The sequence below is a fragment of the Mumia xiangluensis genome, assembly GCF_010994095.1.
Taxonomy (GTDB): domain Bacteria; phylum Actinomycetota; class Actinomycetes; order Propionibacteriales; family Nocardioidaceae; genus Mumia; species Mumia xiangluensis.
The window spans coordinates 364,865-381,581 of the sequence record NZ_WJYO01000002.1; the positions used below are offsets into that span (position 1 = coordinate 364,865).

Annotated in this window: 17 protein-coding genes and 1 riboswitch; of the genes, 4 read left to right on the top strand and 13 right to left on the bottom strand. The window is 71.4% G+C overall.

The genetic code is table 11. The features are described from left to right. Positions 1-47 precede the first annotated feature (47 nt). Genes GH747_RS07865 through GH747_RS07890 form a run of 6 tightly spaced genes read right to left on the bottom strand, consistent with a single transcriptional unit; the run spans position 48 to position 6,480 of the window. Positions 48-1,010, bottom strand: coding sequence for a sugar ABC transporter substrate-binding protein (locus GH747_RS07865; protein ID WP_149769028.1), 963 nt, complete (start codon positions 1,008-1,010; stop codon positions 48-50). Beyond that, complete coding sequence (gene iolD, locus GH747_RS07870) at positions 1,007-2,926, bottom strand: 3D-(3,5/4)-trihydroxycyclohexane-1,2-dione acylhydrolase (decyclizing) (protein ID WP_149769029.1); 1,920 nt, start codon at positions 2,924-2,926, stop codon at positions 1,007-1,009. Before iolD ends, GH747_RS07865 begins: the two co-directional genes overlap by 4 nt. Continuing rightward, positions 2,923-3,780, bottom strand: a complete 858-nt coding sequence (gene iolB / locus GH747_RS07875; RefSeq protein ID WP_149769030.1) for a 5-deoxy-glucuronate isomerase — start codon at positions 3,778-3,780, stop codon at positions 2,923-2,925. The genes iolD and iolB overlap by 4 nt, the downstream gene beginning before the upstream one ends. Then, positions 3,777-4,673 carry a Cgl0159 family (beta/alpha)8-fold protein gene (locus GH747_RS07880; RefSeq protein ID WP_149769031.1) on the bottom strand — a complete coding sequence of 299 codons (897 nt, stop codon included), beginning with the start codon at positions 4,671-4,673 and terminating at the stop codon, positions 3,777-3,779. Before GH747_RS07880 ends, iolB begins: the two co-directional genes overlap by 4 nt. Then, a complete protein-coding gene (iolC, locus tag GH747_RS07885) occupies positions 4,670-5,614 on the bottom strand; it encodes a 5-dehydro-2-deoxygluconokinase (protein WP_267236162.1) in 945 nt (314 codons plus the stop codon). Before iolC ends, GH747_RS07880 begins: the two co-directional genes overlap by 4 nt. Continuing rightward, positions 5,611-6,480 (bottom strand): TIM barrel protein, encoded by an 870-nt coding sequence (locus GH747_RS07890; RefSeq protein WP_149769032.1) that lies wholly within the window; start codon positions 6,478-6,480, stop codon positions 5,611-5,613. Before GH747_RS07890 ends, iolC begins: the two co-directional genes overlap by 4 nt. A gap of 122 nt (positions 6,481-6,602) precedes the next feature. On the opposite strand from GH747_RS07890, the gene GH747_RS07895 reads away from it, so the two are divergent. Continuing rightward, positions 6,603-7,343, top strand: a complete 741-nt coding sequence (locus GH747_RS07895; protein ID WP_149769033.1) for a GntR family transcriptional regulator — start codon at positions 6,603-6,605, stop codon at positions 7,341-7,343. On the opposite strand, the gene GH747_RS07900 is transcribed toward GH747_RS07895, so the two are convergent. The 5 genes from GH747_RS07900 to GH747_RS07920 form a co-directional block, all read right to left on the bottom strand. After that, positions 7,324-8,358 carry an ROK family glucokinase gene (locus tag GH747_RS07900; protein ID WP_149769034.1) on the bottom strand — a complete coding sequence of 345 codons (1,035 nt, stop codon included), beginning with the start codon at positions 8,356-8,358 and terminating at the stop codon, positions 7,324-7,326. The genes GH747_RS07895 and GH747_RS07900 overlap by 20 nt on opposite strands. 12 nt (positions 8,359-8,370) lie before the next feature. Then, the gene (locus GH747_RS07905) at positions 8,371-9,315 is read right to left on the bottom strand and encodes an ROK family glucokinase (protein WP_149769035.1); all 945 of its coding nucleotides are present in this window, start codon (positions 9,313-9,315) and stop codon (positions 8,371-8,373) included. Then, positions 9,306-9,659, bottom strand: a complete 354-nt coding sequence (locus GH747_RS07910) for a hypothetical protein (protein ID WP_149769036.1) — start codon at positions 9,657-9,659, stop codon at positions 9,306-9,308. Before GH747_RS07910 ends, GH747_RS07905 begins: the two co-directional genes overlap by 10 nt. Positions 9,660-9,752: 93 nt before the next feature. Beyond that, positions 9,753-10,202, bottom strand: coding sequence for an SRPBCC family protein (locus tag GH747_RS07915; protein ID WP_149769037.1), 450 nt, complete (start codon positions 10,200-10,202; stop codon positions 9,753-9,755). Between the two features lie 43 nt (positions 10,203-10,245). Continuing rightward, the gene (locus GH747_RS07920) at positions 10,246-10,680 is read right to left on the bottom strand and encodes a polyketide cyclase / dehydrase and lipid transport (RefSeq protein WP_149769038.1); all 435 of its coding nucleotides are present in this window, start codon (positions 10,678-10,680) and stop codon (positions 10,246-10,248) included. Between the two features lie 97 nt (positions 10,681-10,777). Between GH747_RS07920 and GH747_RS07925 the strand changes: the two genes are divergently transcribed. Continuing rightward, positions 10,778-12,571, top strand: a complete 1,794-nt coding sequence (locus GH747_RS07925) for an AMP-dependent synthetase/ligase (RefSeq protein ID WP_149769039.1) — start codon at positions 10,778-10,780, stop codon at positions 12,569-12,571. Between the two features lie 327 nt (positions 12,572-12,898). On the opposite strand, the gene GH747_RS07930 is transcribed toward GH747_RS07925, so the two are convergent. Both GH747_RS07930 and GH747_RS07935 read right to left on the bottom strand, forming a co-directional pair. Next, entirely contained in the window at positions 12,899-13,900 is a 1,002-nt protein-coding gene (locus tag GH747_RS07930) for a C40 family peptidase (RefSeq protein ID WP_149769040.1), read from the bottom strand. A 35-nt stretch (positions 13,901-13,935) separates the two neighbouring features. Continuing rightward, positions 13,936-14,077, bottom strand: a riboswitch (cyclic di-AMP (ydaO/yuaA leader). Between the two features lie 132 nt (positions 14,078-14,209). After that, positions 14,210-14,473, bottom strand: coding sequence for a hypothetical protein (locus GH747_RS07935; RefSeq protein ID WP_149769041.1), 264 nt, complete (start codon positions 14,471-14,473; stop codon positions 14,210-14,212). A gap of 104 nt (positions 14,474-14,577) precedes the next feature. Here GH747_RS07935 and GH747_RS07940 point away from each other — a divergent pair, with 104 nt between their 5' ends. Together GH747_RS07940 and GH747_RS07945 are read left to right on the top strand one after the other, a co-directional pair. Next, on the top strand, positions 14,578-16,374 hold the full coding sequence (locus GH747_RS07940) for a DEDD exonuclease domain-containing protein (RefSeq protein WP_149769042.1): 1,797 nt from the start codon (positions 14,578-14,580) through the stop codon (positions 16,372-16,374). Positions 16,375-16,419: 45 nt separating this feature from the next. After that, positions 16,420-16,704: an Lrp/AsnC family transcriptional regulator gene (locus GH747_RS07945; RefSeq protein ID WP_149769043.1), complete on the top strand. Its 285-nt coding sequence runs from the start codon at positions 16,420-16,422 to the stop codon at positions 16,702-16,704. Positions 16,705-16,717: the final 13 nt, after the last annotated feature.

The following is a 16,717-nucleotide window of genomic DNA, read 5'->3' on the forward strand; positions in this document are numbered from 1 at the left end:
TCGGGGGTGGTGGTGGGGCCCCGGTCACCGAGGCCCCACCGGGTACGTCAGCGCGTCCCGTTCTTGGCGAACTCGAGGACGTCGTCGGCATTGTCCTGCGTGACGAACGCAGGGCCCGAGTTGACCGGCTGGCCGCCGCCCACGTCGTTGCCGTTGAGGTCCTTCAGGTAGAGCGTCGTGACGCCGAGGTATCCCTGGACGTACGGCTGCTGGTCGACGGCGAAGAGGATCTTGCCGTCCTGGATGTTGGTGATGACGTCCTCGGAGAGGTCGAACGTGGCGACCTTCGCCCCGCTGCCGGCCTGCTCGACCGCCGCGACGGCGTCGATCGCGTACTGTCCGCCGAGGGTCAGGACGCCGTCGATCGAGGAGTCGGCCTGCAGCTTCGAGGTGATGCTCGCCTGGACGGCGGCGTCGTCGGTGCCGTCGACCTGGAGGTTCTCGACGGTCCCGCCGAGGGTCTCGCCGACAGCCTTGCAGCGCTCCTCGAGGCCGACGTTGCCCGCCTCCTGGATGACGCAGACGACGTTCGTCATCCCCTCGGCCTTCAGGCGCTCGCCGACGGCCGCGCCGGCGATCGTCTCGCTCTGCCCGACGTGCGTGATCGCGCCGAACTCCTTGAAGCGGTCGACGCCGGAGTTGATCGTCACCACGGGGATGCCCGCGGCGACCGCGGCCTTGATGCTCGTCTCGAGACCGTCGGGGTTGGCCATCGACACGACGATGCCGTCGACCTTGTCGGCGACCGCGCCGTCGATCTTCTGCGACTGGCCCGCCGGGTCCGGGTCGCTGTCGTACTGCACCGTGACCCCGTAGTCGTCGCCCGCCTGCTCGGCACCGGACTTCACCCGGTCCCAGAACGCGTCGCCCGCGCTGGAGTGCGTGATCACGGCGTAGGTCCAGTCCTCTTTGTTGTCCGACGCGCCGTCGTCGTCCTGGCCCGTCCCGCTGCATGCGGTGAGGGCCAGTGCCGAGGCCGCGACGACCCCGACGAGTCTGAGAGTTTTCATGGCAGCCGATCTCCTTGTGTGCGGTTGTGATCGAGATGATGACGCTGGTTGAGCTTGTGGCCCTCGTACGCCGCGCGGGCGTCGCGCGTCGACGCGAGCTCTGAGACCTCGGCCACGGGGACGTCCCACCAGGCGGGGCTGTCCGGCGCGGGTACGAGGGGGTCCGTCTCCACGTGGACGACGGTCGTACGGTCGGACGCCTTCGCGCTGACGAGCGCGGCCCGCAGGTCGTCGATCCCCTTGGCAGAGATGACGTCGGCACCGAGCGAGGCGGCGTTGGCGGCCAGGTCGACCGGCAGCCGGTCACCGTCGAGCCCGGTGGCGGTCCGGTAACGGTAGCGGGTCCCGAAGCGCTGCGAGCCGAGCGACTCGGACAGCGCGCCGATCGATGCGAAGCCGTGGTTCTGCACGAGCACGACGATGATCTTGACGTGCTCGGCGACCGCGGTCACGAGCTCGGTCCCCATCATCAGGTACGAGCCGTCGCCGACCATGACGACGACGTCGCGGTCGTCGTCGGTGTCGAGCGCGGCCAGCTTCACGCCGAGCCCGCCGGCGATCTCGTATCCCATGCAGGAGTAGCCGTACTCGACGTGGTAGCCCTTCCGGTCGCGGGTTCGCCAGAGCTTGTGGAGGTCTCCCGGCATCGAGCCCGCTGCGCAGACGACCACGTCGCGCGGGTCGGTGCTCTCGTTGACGACACCGATCACGGCGGACTGCGCCATCAGCGGCGCGTGCTCGACGCTGTACGCGGCGGACACGACGTCGTCCCAGGCGCGGGCGCGCTCGGTGGCGCCGGCGGTGTGCTCGGCGGGTGCGCTCCAGCCGCCGAGCGCGTCGGTCAGCGCCTCGAGACCGCTGCGTGCGTCGGCGAGCAGGGCGAGCCCGGACTGCTTGTGGACGTCGACCGCGGCGACGTTGAGGTTGACGAAGCGGACTCCGGGGTCGGCGAAGACGGTGCGCGAGGCGGTGGTGAAGTCGCTCCAGCGGGTCCCGACGCCGATCACCAGGTCGGCCTCGTTCGCGAGCGCGTCGGCCGCAGCCGTCCCGGTCGCCCCGATCGCGCCGACGGCCTGCGGGTGGTCGTACGGGAGCGAGCCCTTGCCCGCCTGGGTCTCCGCGACCGGGATGCCGGTCTGCTCGGCGAACGCGCGCAGCGCCGTGTCGGCCCCGGAGTAGATGACGCCGCCGCCGGCGACGAGCAGCGGTCGACGCGCTGACCGGACCAGCGCGGCGGCCCGCTCGACGAGTGCGGGCTCGGGCACCGGACGGGCGATGTGCCAGACGCGCCGCTCGAACAGCGCGTCCGGCCAGTCGTACGCCTCGGCCTGCACGTCCTGCGGCAGGCACAGCGTGACGGCGCCGGTGTCGGCGGGGTCGGTGAGCACGCGCATCGCGGCGAGGAGCGCGGACGGGAGCTGCTCCGGTCGCTCGACCCGGTCCCAGTAGCGCGAGACCGGGCGGAAGGCGTCGTTGACCGACGCGTTCATGCTGGTCGGGTCCTCGAGCTCCTGGAGCACGGGGTTCGCGACGCGGGTCGCGAAGACGTCGCCCGGAAGCAGCAGCACGGGCAGGCGGTTGATCGTCGCGAGCGCGGCGCCGGTGACCATGTTGGTCGAGCCCGGTCCGACCGAGGCCGTGACAGCGAACGCGGCCAGGCGGTCGCGCTGACGGGCGTAGGCGACGGCGGCGTGGACCATCGCCTGCTCGTTGCGGCCCTGCAGGTAGCGCAGGTGCGACGGGTCACCCGCATGCTCACGCTCGAGCAGCGCCTGCCCGACGCCCGCGACGTTGCCGTGACCGAAGATGCCCCAGCACCCTGCGAAGAAGGCGTTCTCGACACCGTCCCGCTCGACGTGCTGCACCTCCAGGAATCGGACGACGGCCTGGGCGACGGTCAGTCGTGTCGTGGTCATCGGGATCCTCCCATCGGGAGCCGGGGGTCGACCGCCTGGGCCGCCCACGTGTCGCGGACCCAGGCGTGCTGCGGGTCGTCGCTGATCAGCCACGCCCGGTCGGCGCCCGGCCCGGCCATCACGTTGAGGTAGTAGAGGTCGTAGCCGGGCGCAGCCATCGACGGTCCGTGCCAGCCGTGCGGGATCAGCACGACGTCCCCCGTACGCACCTCCGCGAGCTCGTCGATCTCCGCCCCGTCGTGGCCGTACACGCGCTGGTAGCCGATGCCCGGGCCGGAGGGCCCGTCAGCGACCTCGAAGTAGTAGATCTCCTCCAGCACGGACTCGCCCTCGCGCTCCTCGTCGTGCTTGTGCGGCGGGTACGACGACCAGTTGCCGGCCGGTGTGAGGACCTCGCAGACGATGAGCCGGTCGGCCTCGAACGTGCCCGGCAGGCAGAGGTTGTGCACCTGCCGGCTCGCGCTGCCCGCTCCGCGCAGCTCGACGGGGACGTCGACCGCCGCCTGGTGGCGGAACGGCAGCGTCCGTCCGCAGCGGGCCGACGCGACCGCGAAGCGTCCGCCGTCGTCGCTGACCACCTCGGCGTGCGCGTCGCGGGGCACGTAGACGAAGTCGCTCGGACCCGCAAAGACGTCGGGGCGCCCGGCGACCTCGAGCTCCTCGGACCCGCAGCGAACGCGGCACGACCCCGAGAGGGCGAGCACCAGGGCTTCCGTGCCGCCGGTCGCGAGAGCGTACGACTCGCCGGGGGCCAGACGCAGGACCTGCAGGCCGCTGAACTCCCAGCCCGCGCTCTGCGGGGTGACGTCGACCGCGACCTGGCCGTCCGCCGCGCTCCTCACCACGCCGCTCATCGCGCGACCATCTCCACCGTCGCGTCGACCGCGGACTCCACGTCGCCGTCGGGCGGGAACAGCAGCGAGCGCCCCACGACCATGCCCGCGACGTTCGGACTGGCCAGCGCCTGCGACCACTGCGCGAACTGTGCCCGCTGGTCGGAGGACACTTCGCCCCCGAGCAGCAGGACCGGCAGCGTCGTCGCGGCCAGGACGGTCTCCATGTCGTCGACGACCGGGAGCTTCAGCCAGGTCCGCGCGGACGTGCCCCCGAGACCAGCGGCCACCGTCGCCGAGCGCACCACGGCCGCCGGCGTCAGGTCGTTGCGTACGCGGCCGTGCTCGTCACGGTGGGAGATGAACGGCTCGACCATCGCGGCCAGCCCGTGCGCGGCGAGGTCGTCGACCGCTCGCGCGCACGACTCCATCGTCCGGACGGTCGCGGGGTCGGACGGGTCGATGCGCAGGAGCATCTTGCCGCCCTGCAGCCCTGCCCGGTTGATCGCCGCGGCGTCGTACCCGGTGAAGCGGTCGTCGATCTCGAAGCTCGTGCCCGCCAGCCCGCCACGGTTCATCGAGCCGAACACCACCTTGCCCTCGAGCGCCCCCAGCAGGAGGAGGTCGTCGACGAGGTCGGCCGTCCCGAGGAACCCGTCGACCCCCGGGCGGGCCAGCGCCCGGACGACGCGGTCCAGGAGGGCTGCCCGGTCCCCCATCGCCAGTGCGGAGTCGCCCGCTCGGAGCGCTCCACGGGCGGGGTGGTCGGCCGCGACCAGCAGCAGCCGCCCGGTGGCGCCGGACATCCCGGCGGGCTGCAGGCGCTCCGCCGCGAGCCGGCCGATGCGCTCCGGGTCGTCGACGCGCACCCGCAGGAGGTCGGCCACGGCCGAGCCGCTGAGTCCCGTGCTCATGCGCCACCTCCGAGCATCCGGGTCACCTGGTCCACGTCGGGCATCGCGTCGGCGCAGGCGAGCTGTCCCGCGACGTACGCGCCTGCGGCGTTGGCGAAAGACAGCGTGCGCCGCAGGTCCCAACCTGCCAGCAACCCGTGGCACAGTGCACCACCGAACGCGTCGCCCGCGCCAAGGCCGTTGACGACGGTGACCGGGACAGGCGAGACGGTGACGTCGCCCGTCGCGTCGGAGCCAAGGACGCCTGCGGGCCCCTGCTTGACGACCGCGAGGCCGACACCGGCGTCGCGCAGCGCCTTCGCGGCGCTGTGGGGGTCGGACTCGCCGACCGCGATCTCGCACTCCTCGCGGTTGCCGACCGCCACCGTGACGTACGGCAGCGCTCGTGCCACCTGCGCGGTCGCCTCCTCGGGCGAGGACCAGAACATCGGCCGGTAGTCCAGGTCGAGCACGGTCTTCCCCCGGCCTCCGCGTGCCTCGAGCGCTGCGAGGGTCGCCTCACGGCTCGGCTCCTCGGACAGCCCCGTCACCGTCACCCAGAACACCTCCGCGTCGCGGACGGCGTCGAGGTCGAGCTCGTCGGCCCGGATCTGGAGGTCCGGGGCGGTCGGCAGGCGGTAGAAGTACAGCGGAAAGTCGTCCGGCGGGAAGATCTCGCAGAACGTCACCGGTGTCGGCAGCCCAGGGACGGCGCTCACGAAGCGGTCGTCGACGCCGAGTCCGGTGAGTGCACGGTGCACGAACCGTCCGAACGGGTCCTCTCCCGTCCGGGTGATCACCGCGCTGCGGTGACCCAGCCGCGCCGCCGCGACCGCGACGTTCGTCGGGCTGCCGCCGAGGAACTTGCCGAAGGACGTCACCTCGTCGAGCGGGACGCCCACCTGCTCCGGGTAGACGTCGACGCCGACACGCCCCATCGTCAGCACGTCGAAGGCTGTCACGACGCGATGCCCTCGAGGTACGCGAGGCTGGCCCGCACGTCGCCGACCGGTCCCGGTCCTGCCGGGTCGCCGTCGAGCATCACGTCCTGCTCGAGCACGTACCACCCGTCGTAGCCGTGCCCCTCCAGCAGCGTCACCATCCCGGCGACGTCCACGTCACCCGTGCCCAACGGACGGAACAGACCGGCGCGTACGGCGTCGCTGAACGCGACCCGCCCGGCGTGGACCTCGGTCGCGAGCGCCGCGTCGACATCCTTGAGGTGCACGTGCGCCACACGGTCGACGTGGTCCTTGGTGAGCTGCACGGGGTCGACGCCGGCGGCCATCAGGTGCCCGGTGTCGACGCAGAGCGCCACGCGTGATCGCGTCAGCACGACCTCGAGGTCCGCGGCGCCCTCGACCAGCGTGCCGACGTGCGGGTGGAGCACCGCGCGGAGGCCGCGTGCGCGAGCACGGTCGTGCAGCGCGTCGAGGTTCGCGCACAGCGTCGCCCACTCGGACTCGCTGAGGGTGGGCCGGGCGTCGTACCCGTTCACCCCGGTCGCCGCGGCGAGCACGACCACCTCCGCACCTGCGGCGACGCACGCGTCGGCGAAGTCGTCGAAGTCCGGCGTCGGGTCGCTCGTCGGGTCGTGCAGCACGATCGGCAGGAATCCACCGACGGCCTGCAGCCCGTGGGCGCGCAGCTCCTGCGCCCGGGCCTGCGGGTCCTCGGGGAGCCACCCCTCGGGGCCGAACTCGGTGGCCGCGAGGCCGAGCTCACGCATCTCGTCGAGCACCCGCTCACGCTCCATCTGGAACCCCCATCCCGCGACCTCGCACACTCCCCACGAGATCGGAGCACCAGCGATCCGGCTTCGCACCATGTCACCCCTGCCTTGTCGCTGAACGTCGTGACCCGGCCAGTGTGGCCGCCGTCACATCAGCATGTCAACCATATGTCAGGACATATAGACGTAATGAGGTATCCCCGTCTATCGTGCGACGCATGGAAGCAGGCGCACGGATCACGCTCGACCGGTCGGGGCCGGTCCCGCTGTACTTCCAGATCGCCCAGCAGCTCGAGGCCGCGATCGTCGACGGCACGCTCGCGCCGGGCGACAAGATCGACAACGAGATCGCCCTCGCCGACCAGCTCGGCCTGTCCCGGCCCACCGTGCGCCAGGCCATCCAGGTGCTGGTCGACAAGGGCATGCTCGTCCGCAAGCGCGGCGTGGGCACCCAGGTCGTGCACGGCAAGGTCCGCCGGTCCGTCGAGCTCACCAGCCTGTACGACGACCTCGCCGCCGCAGGCCAGGACCCGCGGACGGAGGTCCTGAGCCTCGAGCGCATCGAGGCCGGCGAGGACGAGGCTCGCGAGCTCCAGCTCGATCCCGGTGCACCCGTCTGGTCGCTCGAGCGGGTCCGCTTCATCGGCGACGAGCCGCTCGCTCTGATGCACAACGTGATCCCGGCGGCCCTGATCGACCTCGGGGCGATCGACCTCGAGGAGATCGGCCTGTACGCGGCGATGCGCCGCGCGGGCATCTGGGTGCGGGTCGCCAAGCAACGCATCGGCGCCTCACGCGTCGGCACCCGCGAGGCACGGCTGCTCGCCGAGCGACGCGGTGCTCCCCTGCTGACGATGCAGCGCACGGCGTACGACGACGCCGGGCGTGCTGTGGAGTACGGCGTCCACGCGTACCGGCCGGACCGCTACGCGTTCGAGCTCACCCTCGTCGACCGCTGAGGCGTGCCAGCGACCCCTCGGCACGCGGCAGACGGGCGCGGCTGCGGCCACGTCGTGCGCGCCGCCGTAGGGTCCGGGCCATGTCGGCGGCGCCGATCATGCCGGCGTCGTTGCCGAGGTGCGCGCGGACGATCAGCGCCTCCGGCCGGAAGCCGCGCCCGGTCAGGGTGTGGCGGAACGCGTCGCGCGCAGGGTCGAGGAGAAGCTCGTCGGCGTCCGAGACTCCCCCGCCGACCACGAACAGGCCCGGATCGAACGCAGCCGCCAGGTTGGCGATGCCGATCCCCAGCCACGAGCCGACGTCGCGCAGGGACGCGATCGCGTCCTCGTCACCCTCGCGGGCGAGCTCGGAGACGACGATCCCGTTGACCTGCTCGATGTCGCCGTCGACACGGGCAAGGAGCCGCTTGCCGTAGTCCTCACCGCGCTCGACGGCTCCCCGCGCGTCGCGGATGAGGGCGTTGCCGCTGGCGTACTGCTCGAGACAGCCCTTGTTGCCGCACTCGCACGCCCGGCCGTCCGGCACCACGATCATGTGGCCGAACTCGCCCGCGATCCCGAACCTGCCCCGGTGAGGCCGGCCGTCGATCACGAGCGCGCCACCGATGCCGGTGCCGAGGGTCAGGCAGATCATGTCCTCCTCGTTCTGCGCGGCACCGAAGCGCCACTCCGCCCACGCGGCGGCGTTGGCGTCGTTGTCGACGAGGACGGACAACCCCGTACGGCGTCGCACCGCGTCACGCAGCGGCTCGTGGCGCCAGGCGAGGTGCGGCGAGAAGACGACCGTCGACTGCGTGGCGTCGACGAATCCTGCAGCGCCGATGCCGACCGACGTGACGAGGTGGTGCCTGCGGAGCGTGGCGACGATGTCGGCGATGGCGTCGAGGACCGCAGCCGGGCTGGTCGTCGGCGTGTCCCGGCTGAGCCGCTCGAGGACGTGTCCGTCGAGGTCGATGACGCCCGCCTTGACGCGGGTGCCACCGATGTCGATCCCGATCGAGAGACGTTCAGCCATCGCTCCCCCTGCTCAGCGGGTCCGGGCCAGGTCCGCGGCGCCGATCACGCCCGCGTCGTTGCCGAGGCTCGCTTCGCGCAGCATCGCCTGCGGACGGTAGATGGGCGCGGACAGCGATCGGACGAACGCCGCCTTCGCCGGCGCCATGAGGAGGTCGCCCGCCTTGGCCACGCCTCCGCCGATCGCGACGACGCTCGGGTCGATCACCGAGGCGAGCGTCGCGATGCCCTCACCGAGCCACCGGCCGACGTCGGCGATCAGCTCGATCGCCAGCGGGTCGCCCTTCTGCGCCTGCTCGGTCACCATCTGCCCGGTGATCTGGGAGACGTCGCCGTCGACCAGCGCCGCGAGCGGTGCCGCCTGTGCCATCTGCGCGTCGATCCGGTCGCGGGTCTCCCGCACGAGCGCCCGGCCCGACGCGTACTGCTCCCAGCAGCCGTACTGACCGCACCCGCAGCGGATCCCCGCCGGCACCATCCGCAGGTGCCCGATCTCCCCGGCGACGCCGTACGCTCCGCGGTCGAGGCGTCCACCCTGGATGATGCCGCCACCGATGCCCGTACCGACCGTGACGAGCAGCATGTCGTCGACGTCGGCGCCCGCACCGAAACGGAACTCGCCCCACGCCGCGGCGTTGGCGTCGTTCTCGATCACGACGGGAAGGTCGACGAGCGCCTCGATGCGGTCCGCGAGCGGCTCGTCGACCCACTTGATGTTGGGGGCGAACAGCACCGTCCTGCGACCGGCGTCGACGAAGCCCGCAGCGCCGACGCCGACGGCCTCCACGTCGTGCTCCTGCTTGAGCGCGTTGACCGAGCGGGCCACCGCGTCGCCGATCTGCGTGGGGTCCGTCGCCGGCGTCTTCACCCGATCCTGGGCGATGACCGTGCCGACCTCGTCGACGACAGCGACGGCGATCTTCGTCCCGCCGATGTCGACCCCGACCGTCACTCCCATGGTCCATCCTTCACGTCGTTGTCCTGCAGTCCCTCGTCACTCGGCCCAGGCCCGTCCGGAGGCTCCTGGCGCCCCCACGACTCCACCACACCACGCGCGGCGAGGGTGAGCGACGCCAGTGCGGCCGTCAGGTGCTCCGCGACCTCCGGGCGTGCGCTCCGCACCACGGTGATGAGCTGGCACAGCGGGCAGAAGTCGCACGACTCCGGCCGCTGTGCGTCGTGGTCGGGGTGAGCGCCGTGCGTACGCGCGCCGTCGTCGGCCTGATCGGCGAGCGCGCGTGCGAGCTTGATCGCCTCTTGCGCGAGGGAACCGACAGGATCACCGCTGGGTGGCACCGCCATACCTCTCCTCGTACCGGGAACGTTCGGGGCCGCGCACGCGCGTCGTCCGATCCTAGCGAGAGCGGCGTCCGCCGGCTGCGGGCCGGGCCCCGCTCACGCGGACGGCGACTCGACGCGCTTCTTCAGACCCTTCAGGGCGGTCTCGATGATGACCTTCTCGGCCTTGCGGCGCAGCATGCCGAGAAGCGGGATCGAGACGTCCACCGCGAGCCGGTAGGTCACCCGCGTACGACCGTCGCCGAGCGGCTCGAGAAGGTACGCGCCGTCGATGCCCTTGACCATCGCACCGGGCTGCGTGACGTTCCACTCGACCGCTCGGTCACCGTCCCAGCGGTAGCCCAGGGTGTAGGTGTCCCGGATCGGGGACGCGTCGAGGACGAACTGCACCTCCACCGCACGTGCGCGGAACTCGTCGAGCTCGACGACCTTCGCCTCCTTGACGCCCGTGGCCCACGACGGGTACGAGGGGAAGTCGGCGATGACAGCCATGATCACGCCCGGATCGGCGTCGACCACGATGTCGCTCGTCGTCTGGTCGGTCATCGAGGCCTCCTCGCTCTGCGTGCTGGCGCCCGCTGCGCCGACCCTATCGCGCAGTCCGCGACGTGGTGACGTCCGGCGTCGCGGCGTCAGGTCCGCCGACACCTGCCGGCGGATCGCCGACCGCACGTCCGACGTCGAGCGAGTCACGCACGTGCGTGACCCACCGCTTCAGCCGCGCGTGGTACGCCGGGCCCGCCCGACGACGCGCGCGCACCGACGTCGAACCGTCGGTGGGGTCGGCCTGGAGGAACACGTGCACCACCGTGCCCTCGGCCATCTCCTCGAGCCACACCTCCGCCGTACCGTCCAGCACGCCGCTCACGCGCCACCGACGCCCCAGGACACCGCGGTCGTCGAAACACCGCAGGCGGACCCCCGGGAGTACGGTGGACCAGGCGGACTCGTCACACATCGCGTCGAGCAGCTGACGCGGAGGAACCGCGACGTACGTCTGGTCGATCACATCGACGACCGGCATCGTGGTCTCCCTTCGAGGTGTCTCGACCGATGAATGTAGCCTGCCCCAGGGGGTTTTCGTCGATGGCGACGAGACCAATCGCTCGATCGGAGGCAGAGTGCGAACCTACGCGACTCCAGCTCGGTACCAGGTTCCGGACACCGGCAGCATCACTGACGACGTCGTCGTCCGTGCTGCCGCCGTTCCCAATCGGATCGGATTCCAGCGCAAGGTGGACGACGCGTGGGTCGACGTCACCATCGCGCAGTTCCGTGACGAGGTCGTCGCCCTGGCCAAGGGCTTCGTGGCTGCAGGCGTCACGCCCGGCGACCGGGTGGGCATCCTCTCCCGGACCCGCTACGAGTGGACCCTGATCGACTACGCGCTGTGGTGGGTCGGCGCCGTCTCCGTCCCGATCTACGAGTCCTCCGCGGTCGACCAGATCGCCTGGATCCTGTCCGACTCCGGTGCCGTCGGCTGTGTCGTCGAGAGCACCGTCCACGCCGGGCGCGTCGACGAGTGCCGCCCGAACCTGACCCACCTCAAGGACGTCTGGTGCATCGACGGCGGGCTCGACGCGCTCGTCGAGGCCGGTGCGGTCGTGAGCGACGACGACGTGAACGCCCGCCGCGAGGCTGTCGCGCCCGACGACCTCGCCACGATCATCTACACCTCCGGCACGACCGGCCGCCCCAAGGGCGCCGAGCTGACCCACTCCAACTTCATGTTCGAGCTGGGCGACGCCATCGACCTCCTGCCGGAGCTCTTCGACCGCGACGACGCCGCGACGCTGCTCTTCCTGCCGCTCGCGCACGTGTTCGCCCGCATCATCGAGATCGGCTCGATCCGCGCCGGTGTCACGCTCTCCCACACGCCCGACGTCAAGAACCTGCTCCCGGAGCTCGCCGAGGTCCAGCCGACGTTCATCCTCGCCGTCCCGCGCGTGTTCGAGAAGGTCTACAACGGCGCCAGCCAGAACGCGCACGCGTCCGGCAAGGGCAAGATCTTCGACGTCGCGACGTCGACCGCGATCGCGTACAGCCGTGCCCGCGAGGCCGGCAAGCGCATCGGCCCCGTGCTCAGGGCGAAGCACGCCCTCTTCGACAGGCTCGTCTACGCCAAGCTGCGCGCCGCGATGGGCGGCCGCGTCGAGCACGCCATCTCCGGCGGCGCGCCGCTCGGCGAGCGCCTCGCGCACTTCTTCTCCGGGATCGGCATCCCGGTCATCGAGGGCTACGGGCTCACCGAGACGACGGCGGCGCTCGCCGCCAACACCGCGGCAGACTCCAAGATCGGCACGGTCGGGCGACCGTTCGCCGGCACCGAGGTCCGTGTCGCCGACGACGGCGAGCTCCTGTTCCGCGGCGGCCAGGTGTTCCGCGGCTACTGGAACGCTCCGGAGGCCACCGCCGCAGCGCTCGACGCCGACGGCTGGTTCCACACCGGCGACGTCGGCGAGATCGACGCCGAGGGCTTCATCACGATCACCGGCCGCAAGAAGGAGATCATCGTCACGGCCGGTGGCAAGAACGTGGTCCCCGCGGCCCTCGAGGACAGCATCCGGGCGCACGTCCTGGTCAGCCAGGCGGTCGTGGTCGGCGACGGCAAGCCCTTCGTGGCAGCGCTCATCACCCTGGACCAGGAGTCGATCGGGCCGTGGCTCGAGCAGCGGGGCAAGGCGGCTGACACCCCCATCGCCCAGCTCGCCGACGACGACGACGTGGTCGCGGCCATCCAGGCGGCGATCGACGAGGCCAACTCGCACGTGTCTCGCGCCGAGTCGATCCGCAAGTTCCGGATCCTCCCGATCGACTGGACGGAGGAGGGCGGCCAGGTCACGCCGACCCTCAAGCTCAAGCGCAACGTCGTGATGCGCGAGCACCGCGACGACGTCGAGGCGCTCTACCTCTGACGCCCGGGCGGACGGTCAGACGGAGAGCGTCTGATTCGTCCGCCTGACGCGACCGAGCGCCGGTCGGGACGACGCAGCGACAGTTCCCTCCGTCGCTCCGTCCTCGTATCCCGCGCTCCGTCAGCGGCTCCAGGCGGCAGACGCGAAAGAGCCCCGGCCCACCGTGAGGTGGACCGGGGCTCTCGACGTTCGTGCGGGGGCGTCACCCGACGCTGTCCCGACGCGCGTCACCCGACGCTGTCCCGACGCGCGTCACCCGACGCTGTCCCGACGCGCGTCACCCGACGCTGTCCCGACGCGCGTCACCCGACGCTGTCCCGACGCGCGTCACCCGACGCGACGGACCCCCGAGATCGGCATCACGTCGACCGACACGACCTCGACGCTGCGACCCGGACGCGGGGCGTGGACGAGCTTGCCGTTGCCGATGTAGATGCCGACGTGGCTCACCGGGCTGTAGTAGAACACCAGGTCGCCCGGGCTCATCGAGGACTGCGACACGGACGAGCCCATGCCCGACTGAGCGGACGAGGAGTGCGGAAGCGAGACGCCGGCAGCACCGAACGCCTTCATCGTGAGGCCGGAGCAGTCCCAGCTGCCGGGGCCGGCTGCTCCGTACGAGTACGGCTCACCGAGCTGCGCGAGCGCGAAGTCGATGGCCACCTTGGCGCGGCCCGACGCGTTGACCTTCGGGGCGCTCGTGGACGGACGGTCGTCTCCACGGGTGGTGCCGCCGTGGTCGCTGTTGTAGACCTCTTCGCGCTCGGCCGGCGTGAGGCTGGCCACGAGGTCCTCGGCCTTGCTGACCTTCTCGTCGAGCTTGGCCTTCTCCTTCTTCATCGCCTTCTCGGCGTCGGAGATGAGCTCGAGCTTCGCGGAGAGCTGCTTGCGGCGAACCTTCAGCTCAGCGGCCTCGCCCTCGTACGCGGAGAGCCGGTCGGCCTGCGTCGTGTTGTACGACTGGATCGCGGTGAGGCCCTCGAGGAAGTCGTCGATGTCCTCGCTCGCGAGGAGCTGCGTGGTCGTGCCCATCGGCGAGCTCGCGAGGCGGTCGGTGACGGTCTTGGCGAAGGCGCTGCGCACCTCGTCGACCTCCGCCTGCTGCGCCTGGACGTCGGCGCGGAGCTTCTTGATCTGCTTGCTGGCGCCGTCGACCTCGTGCTGCAGGTCGAGGTAGCGCTCGTTGGCCTGCTCCGCCTCGTGGCTGAGCTTCTCGACCTGACGCTTGGCTTCGGACAGGCTCGGTGTCTCGGGGTCCGCTGCGCTCGGGGACGCGGTGAGCGTGGCAGCGAGGACCAACCCGGATCCGGCGGCGACGGCTGCCCTCATCGACAGCTTTCGGCCATTCCGCACAGGGACGGACTCCTCACGTTCTCGACGCCTGCCGGGTGAGCTGACGGGTTCGGGCCAAGAACGTGTGCCCTACCGTCCAAGTGGACGGATTCACCCCAGGAACCTGGGTCCCCGGCTCCAGCGTCGATCGGGGGATCTCGGCCGAACTAGGCGGCGCACCTGCGTTCTCCGGGGTAGAGAACTCCTCAGGCACGCGAGCATCACCTTATGCGCCAACAGGGGGCGGAATCAACGCGCCCCGGGAGATTGTGTGAACGCTCGCACAAATCCTGGTGGCGAAGGCGCTCAGGCGTCCTCGATGACCTCCCCGTCGACCGGGGTGACGAGACGCAAGGGCGGCACGAGGCCGGCAGCGCTGAGCGCCTCGAGGGCCGCCCCCTCGTCGGGATCCAGGCTGACCCCCTCGTCGGGTGCACCGAGGAGCGCGGTCACCACGCAGTCGGCGCAGGCAGCCGGGCGTACGAGGCAGCGGCTGCAGTCGATCGTCAAGAGCTCGCCGTGACCCGTCGCCGGACCCGGCTGCTGCTGGAGCACACGAGATTCCTTCATGCAACCGACGCTACGCAGCCGCTCTGACAGATTGTCCTCGCCGCGACACGCCGGGGAGCCGGGGCGCACCGGACGTGTCACCGCTCGCGCCTAACGTCGTCGTCATGACCGCCGCCCCCCTCGCCGCTCCCCCGTCGTCCGGTCCGATCACGGGCGTCCAGGGCACGCTGGACGAGCTGGGGCGCGACCTGGCCGGCGTCACGTTCTGCGTCGTGGACCTCGAGACGACGGGCGGCTCGGCGGCCGCGGGCTCGATGATCACGGAGATCGGTGCGGTCAAGGTGCGCGGCGGAGAGATCCTCGGCGAGTTCCAGACCCTGGTCGACCCCGAGGGGCCCATCCCGACCTTCATCACCGTCCTGACCGGCATCAGCGACGCCATGGTCGTGGCCGCCCCGCGCATCGGCGAGGCCCTGCCGTCGTTCCTCGAGTTCGCCCGCGGCACGGTGCTCGTCGCCCACAACGCGCCCTTCGACGTCGGGTTCCTCAAGCACTTCACGCAGCACCTCGACCTCACCTGGCCCGGGTTCGAGAGCCTCGACACCGCCCGCATCGCACGTCGCGTCCTGCTCCGCGACGAGGTCCCCAACTGCAAGCTCGGCACGCTCGCGCGCCACTTCCGGTCGACCACCACCCCCAACCACCGCGCGCTGGCCGACGCCCGCGCGACCGTCGACGTCCTGCACGCGCTGCTCGAACGCCTCGGCACGATGGGCGTCACGACGATGGAGGAGCTCGCGACCTTCAGCTCCCGGGTGAGCGCCGCCCAACGCAAGAAGAGCCGCCTCGCCGAGCACCTTCCGCACGCCCCGGGCGTCTACCTCTTCCGCGACCGCCACGACCAGATCCTGTACGTCGGCACCTCCAAGGACCTCCGAGCGCGGGTCCGGTCCTACTTCACCTCGAGCGAGACCCGCACCCGGATGGGCGAGATGGTGATGCTCGCGACTCGTGTCGAGGGCATCACGTGCGCGACGGCCCTCGAGGCGCAGGTTCGCGAGCTGCGCCTCATCGCCCACCACAAACCTCCCTACAACCGACGTTCGCGCCACCCGGAGCGCGCCACCTGGATCAAGCTCACCCGCGAGCCGTGGCCGCGTCTGTCGTTCGTCCGCAGCACCGACGAGGACGCCGACTACCTCGGCCCCTTCACGCGACGCTCCACCGCCGAGACGGCCGCCGCTGCCCTGTATGAGGCCTTCCGCATCCGCCAGTGCTCCGGACGGCTCCCCCGTCGGCCCTCGCGCAGCGCCTGCGCGCTCGCCGAGATGGGCAGCTGCCTGTCGCCGTGCGACGGCACGGCGACACCCGACGCGTACGCCGCTGAGGTGGACCGAGTCCGCGAAGCCCTGGTCCGTGACCCTGTCGACGTCGTCGACGCCTCCACCGACCGCATGCGGACCCTGTCGGACCAGGGACGCTTCGAGGACGCGGCACGCGAGCGCGACCGGCTGGTCACGCTGCTGCGGGCGACCCACCGTAGCCAACGCCTGTCCGCGCTGCTCTCGTGCGCCGAGGTGGTCGCGGCGCGCCCCTGCGACGTCCAGTGGCAGGAGTGGGAGGTCCACGTGATCCGTCACGGGCGTCTCGTCGCGTCGGGCGTCATGCCGTCGTCCGCGTCGTCCGGCGCCTGGGTCGACGCGCTGCGCGCCACCGCGGAGACGGTCGTCCCCGAGACCGCTCCCGCCGCGACCGCGGCGGAGTCGGAGCTCGTCCTGCGCTGGCTGGAGAGCGACGGCATCCGCCTCGTCGACCTCGCCGGGGTGTGGGCGAGCCCCTCTCGCGGCGCCCGCCGGCACCTCCCGCTGATCGAGGCTGCCGAGCGCTCGCGAGAGGTCGCTGTGCCCTTCGACGAGGCCCGGGGCGAGGGCTGGCGGACCGAGCACCGGCCACGCCGCTGACGAGTAGGCTGCCCTCCGTACCCGCCGCTGCCGCCAGGAGGCCCTGTGATCACCGCGATCGTGTTCATCAACGCCGAGGTCGACCGGATCCCCGAGGTCGCCGAGGAGGTCGCCGCGCTCGACGGGGTGAGCGAGGTCTACTCGGTGACCGGCCACATCGACCTGATCGCCCTCGTGCGGGTCCGCCGTACCGACGAGATCGCCGACGTGGTGGCCGACCGTGTCAACAAGGTCCCCGGAGTCCGGTCGACCGAGACGCACATCGCGTTCCGCACCTACTCGCAGCACGACCTCGAGGCGGCCTTCAGCATCGGCGGCGACTTCGAATAGGTCCGACCTCTGC

Bases quoted from the DNA above. Each gene is read 5' to 3' on its own strand.
- GH747_RS07865 (WP_149769028.1), bottom strand. From the start codon at position 1,010: ATGAAAACTCTCAGACTCGTCGGGGTCGTCGCGGCCTCGGCACTGGCC.
- iolD (WP_149769029.1), bottom strand. From the start codon at position 2,926: ATGACCACGACACGACTGACCGTCGCCCAGGCCGTCGTCCGATTCCTG.
- iolB (WP_149769030.1), bottom strand. From the start codon at position 3,780: ATGAGCGGCGTGGTGAGGAGCGCGGCGGACGGCCAGGTCGCGGTCGAC.
- GH747_RS07880 (WP_149769031.1), bottom strand. From the start codon at position 4,673: ATGAGCACGGGACTCAGCGGCTCGGCCGTGGCCGACCTCCTGCGGGTG.
- GH747_RS07890 (WP_149769032.1), bottom strand. From the start codon at position 6,480: ATGGTGCGAAGCCGGATCGCTGGTGCTCCGATCTCGTGGGGAGTGTGC.
- GH747_RS07895 (WP_149769033.1), top strand. From the start codon at position 6,603: ATGGAAGCAGGCGCACGGATCACGCTCGACCGGTCGGGGCCGGTCCCG.
- GH747_RS07900 (WP_149769034.1), bottom strand. From the start codon at position 8,358: ATGGCTGAACGTCTCTCGATCGGGATCGACATCGGTGGCACCCGCGTC.
- GH747_RS07905 (WP_149769035.1), bottom strand. From the start codon at position 9,315: ATGGGAGTGACGGTCGGGGTCGACATCGGCGGGACGAAGATCGCCGTC.
- GH747_RS07910 (WP_149769036.1), bottom strand. From the start codon at position 9,659: ATGGCGGTGCCACCCAGCGGTGATCCTGTCGGTTCCCTCGCGCAAGAG.
- GH747_RS07915 (WP_149769037.1), bottom strand. From the start codon at position 10,202: ATGACCGACCAGACGACGAGCGACATCGTGGTCGACGCCGATCCGGGC.
- GH747_RS07920 (WP_149769038.1), bottom strand. From the start codon at position 10,680: ATGCCGGTCGTCGATGTGATCGACCAGACGTACGTCGCGGTTCCTCCG.
- GH747_RS07930 (WP_149769040.1), bottom strand. From the start codon at position 13,900: ATGAGGGCAGCCGTCGCCGCCGGATCCGGGTTGGTCCTCGCTGCCACG.
- GH747_RS07935 (WP_149769041.1), bottom strand. From the start codon at position 14,473: ATGAAGGAATCTCGTGTGCTCCAGCAGCAGCCGGGTCCGGCGACGGGT.
- GH747_RS07940 (WP_149769042.1), top strand. From the start codon at position 14,578: ATGACCGCCGCCCCCCTCGCCGCTCCCCCGTCGTCCGGTCCGATCACG.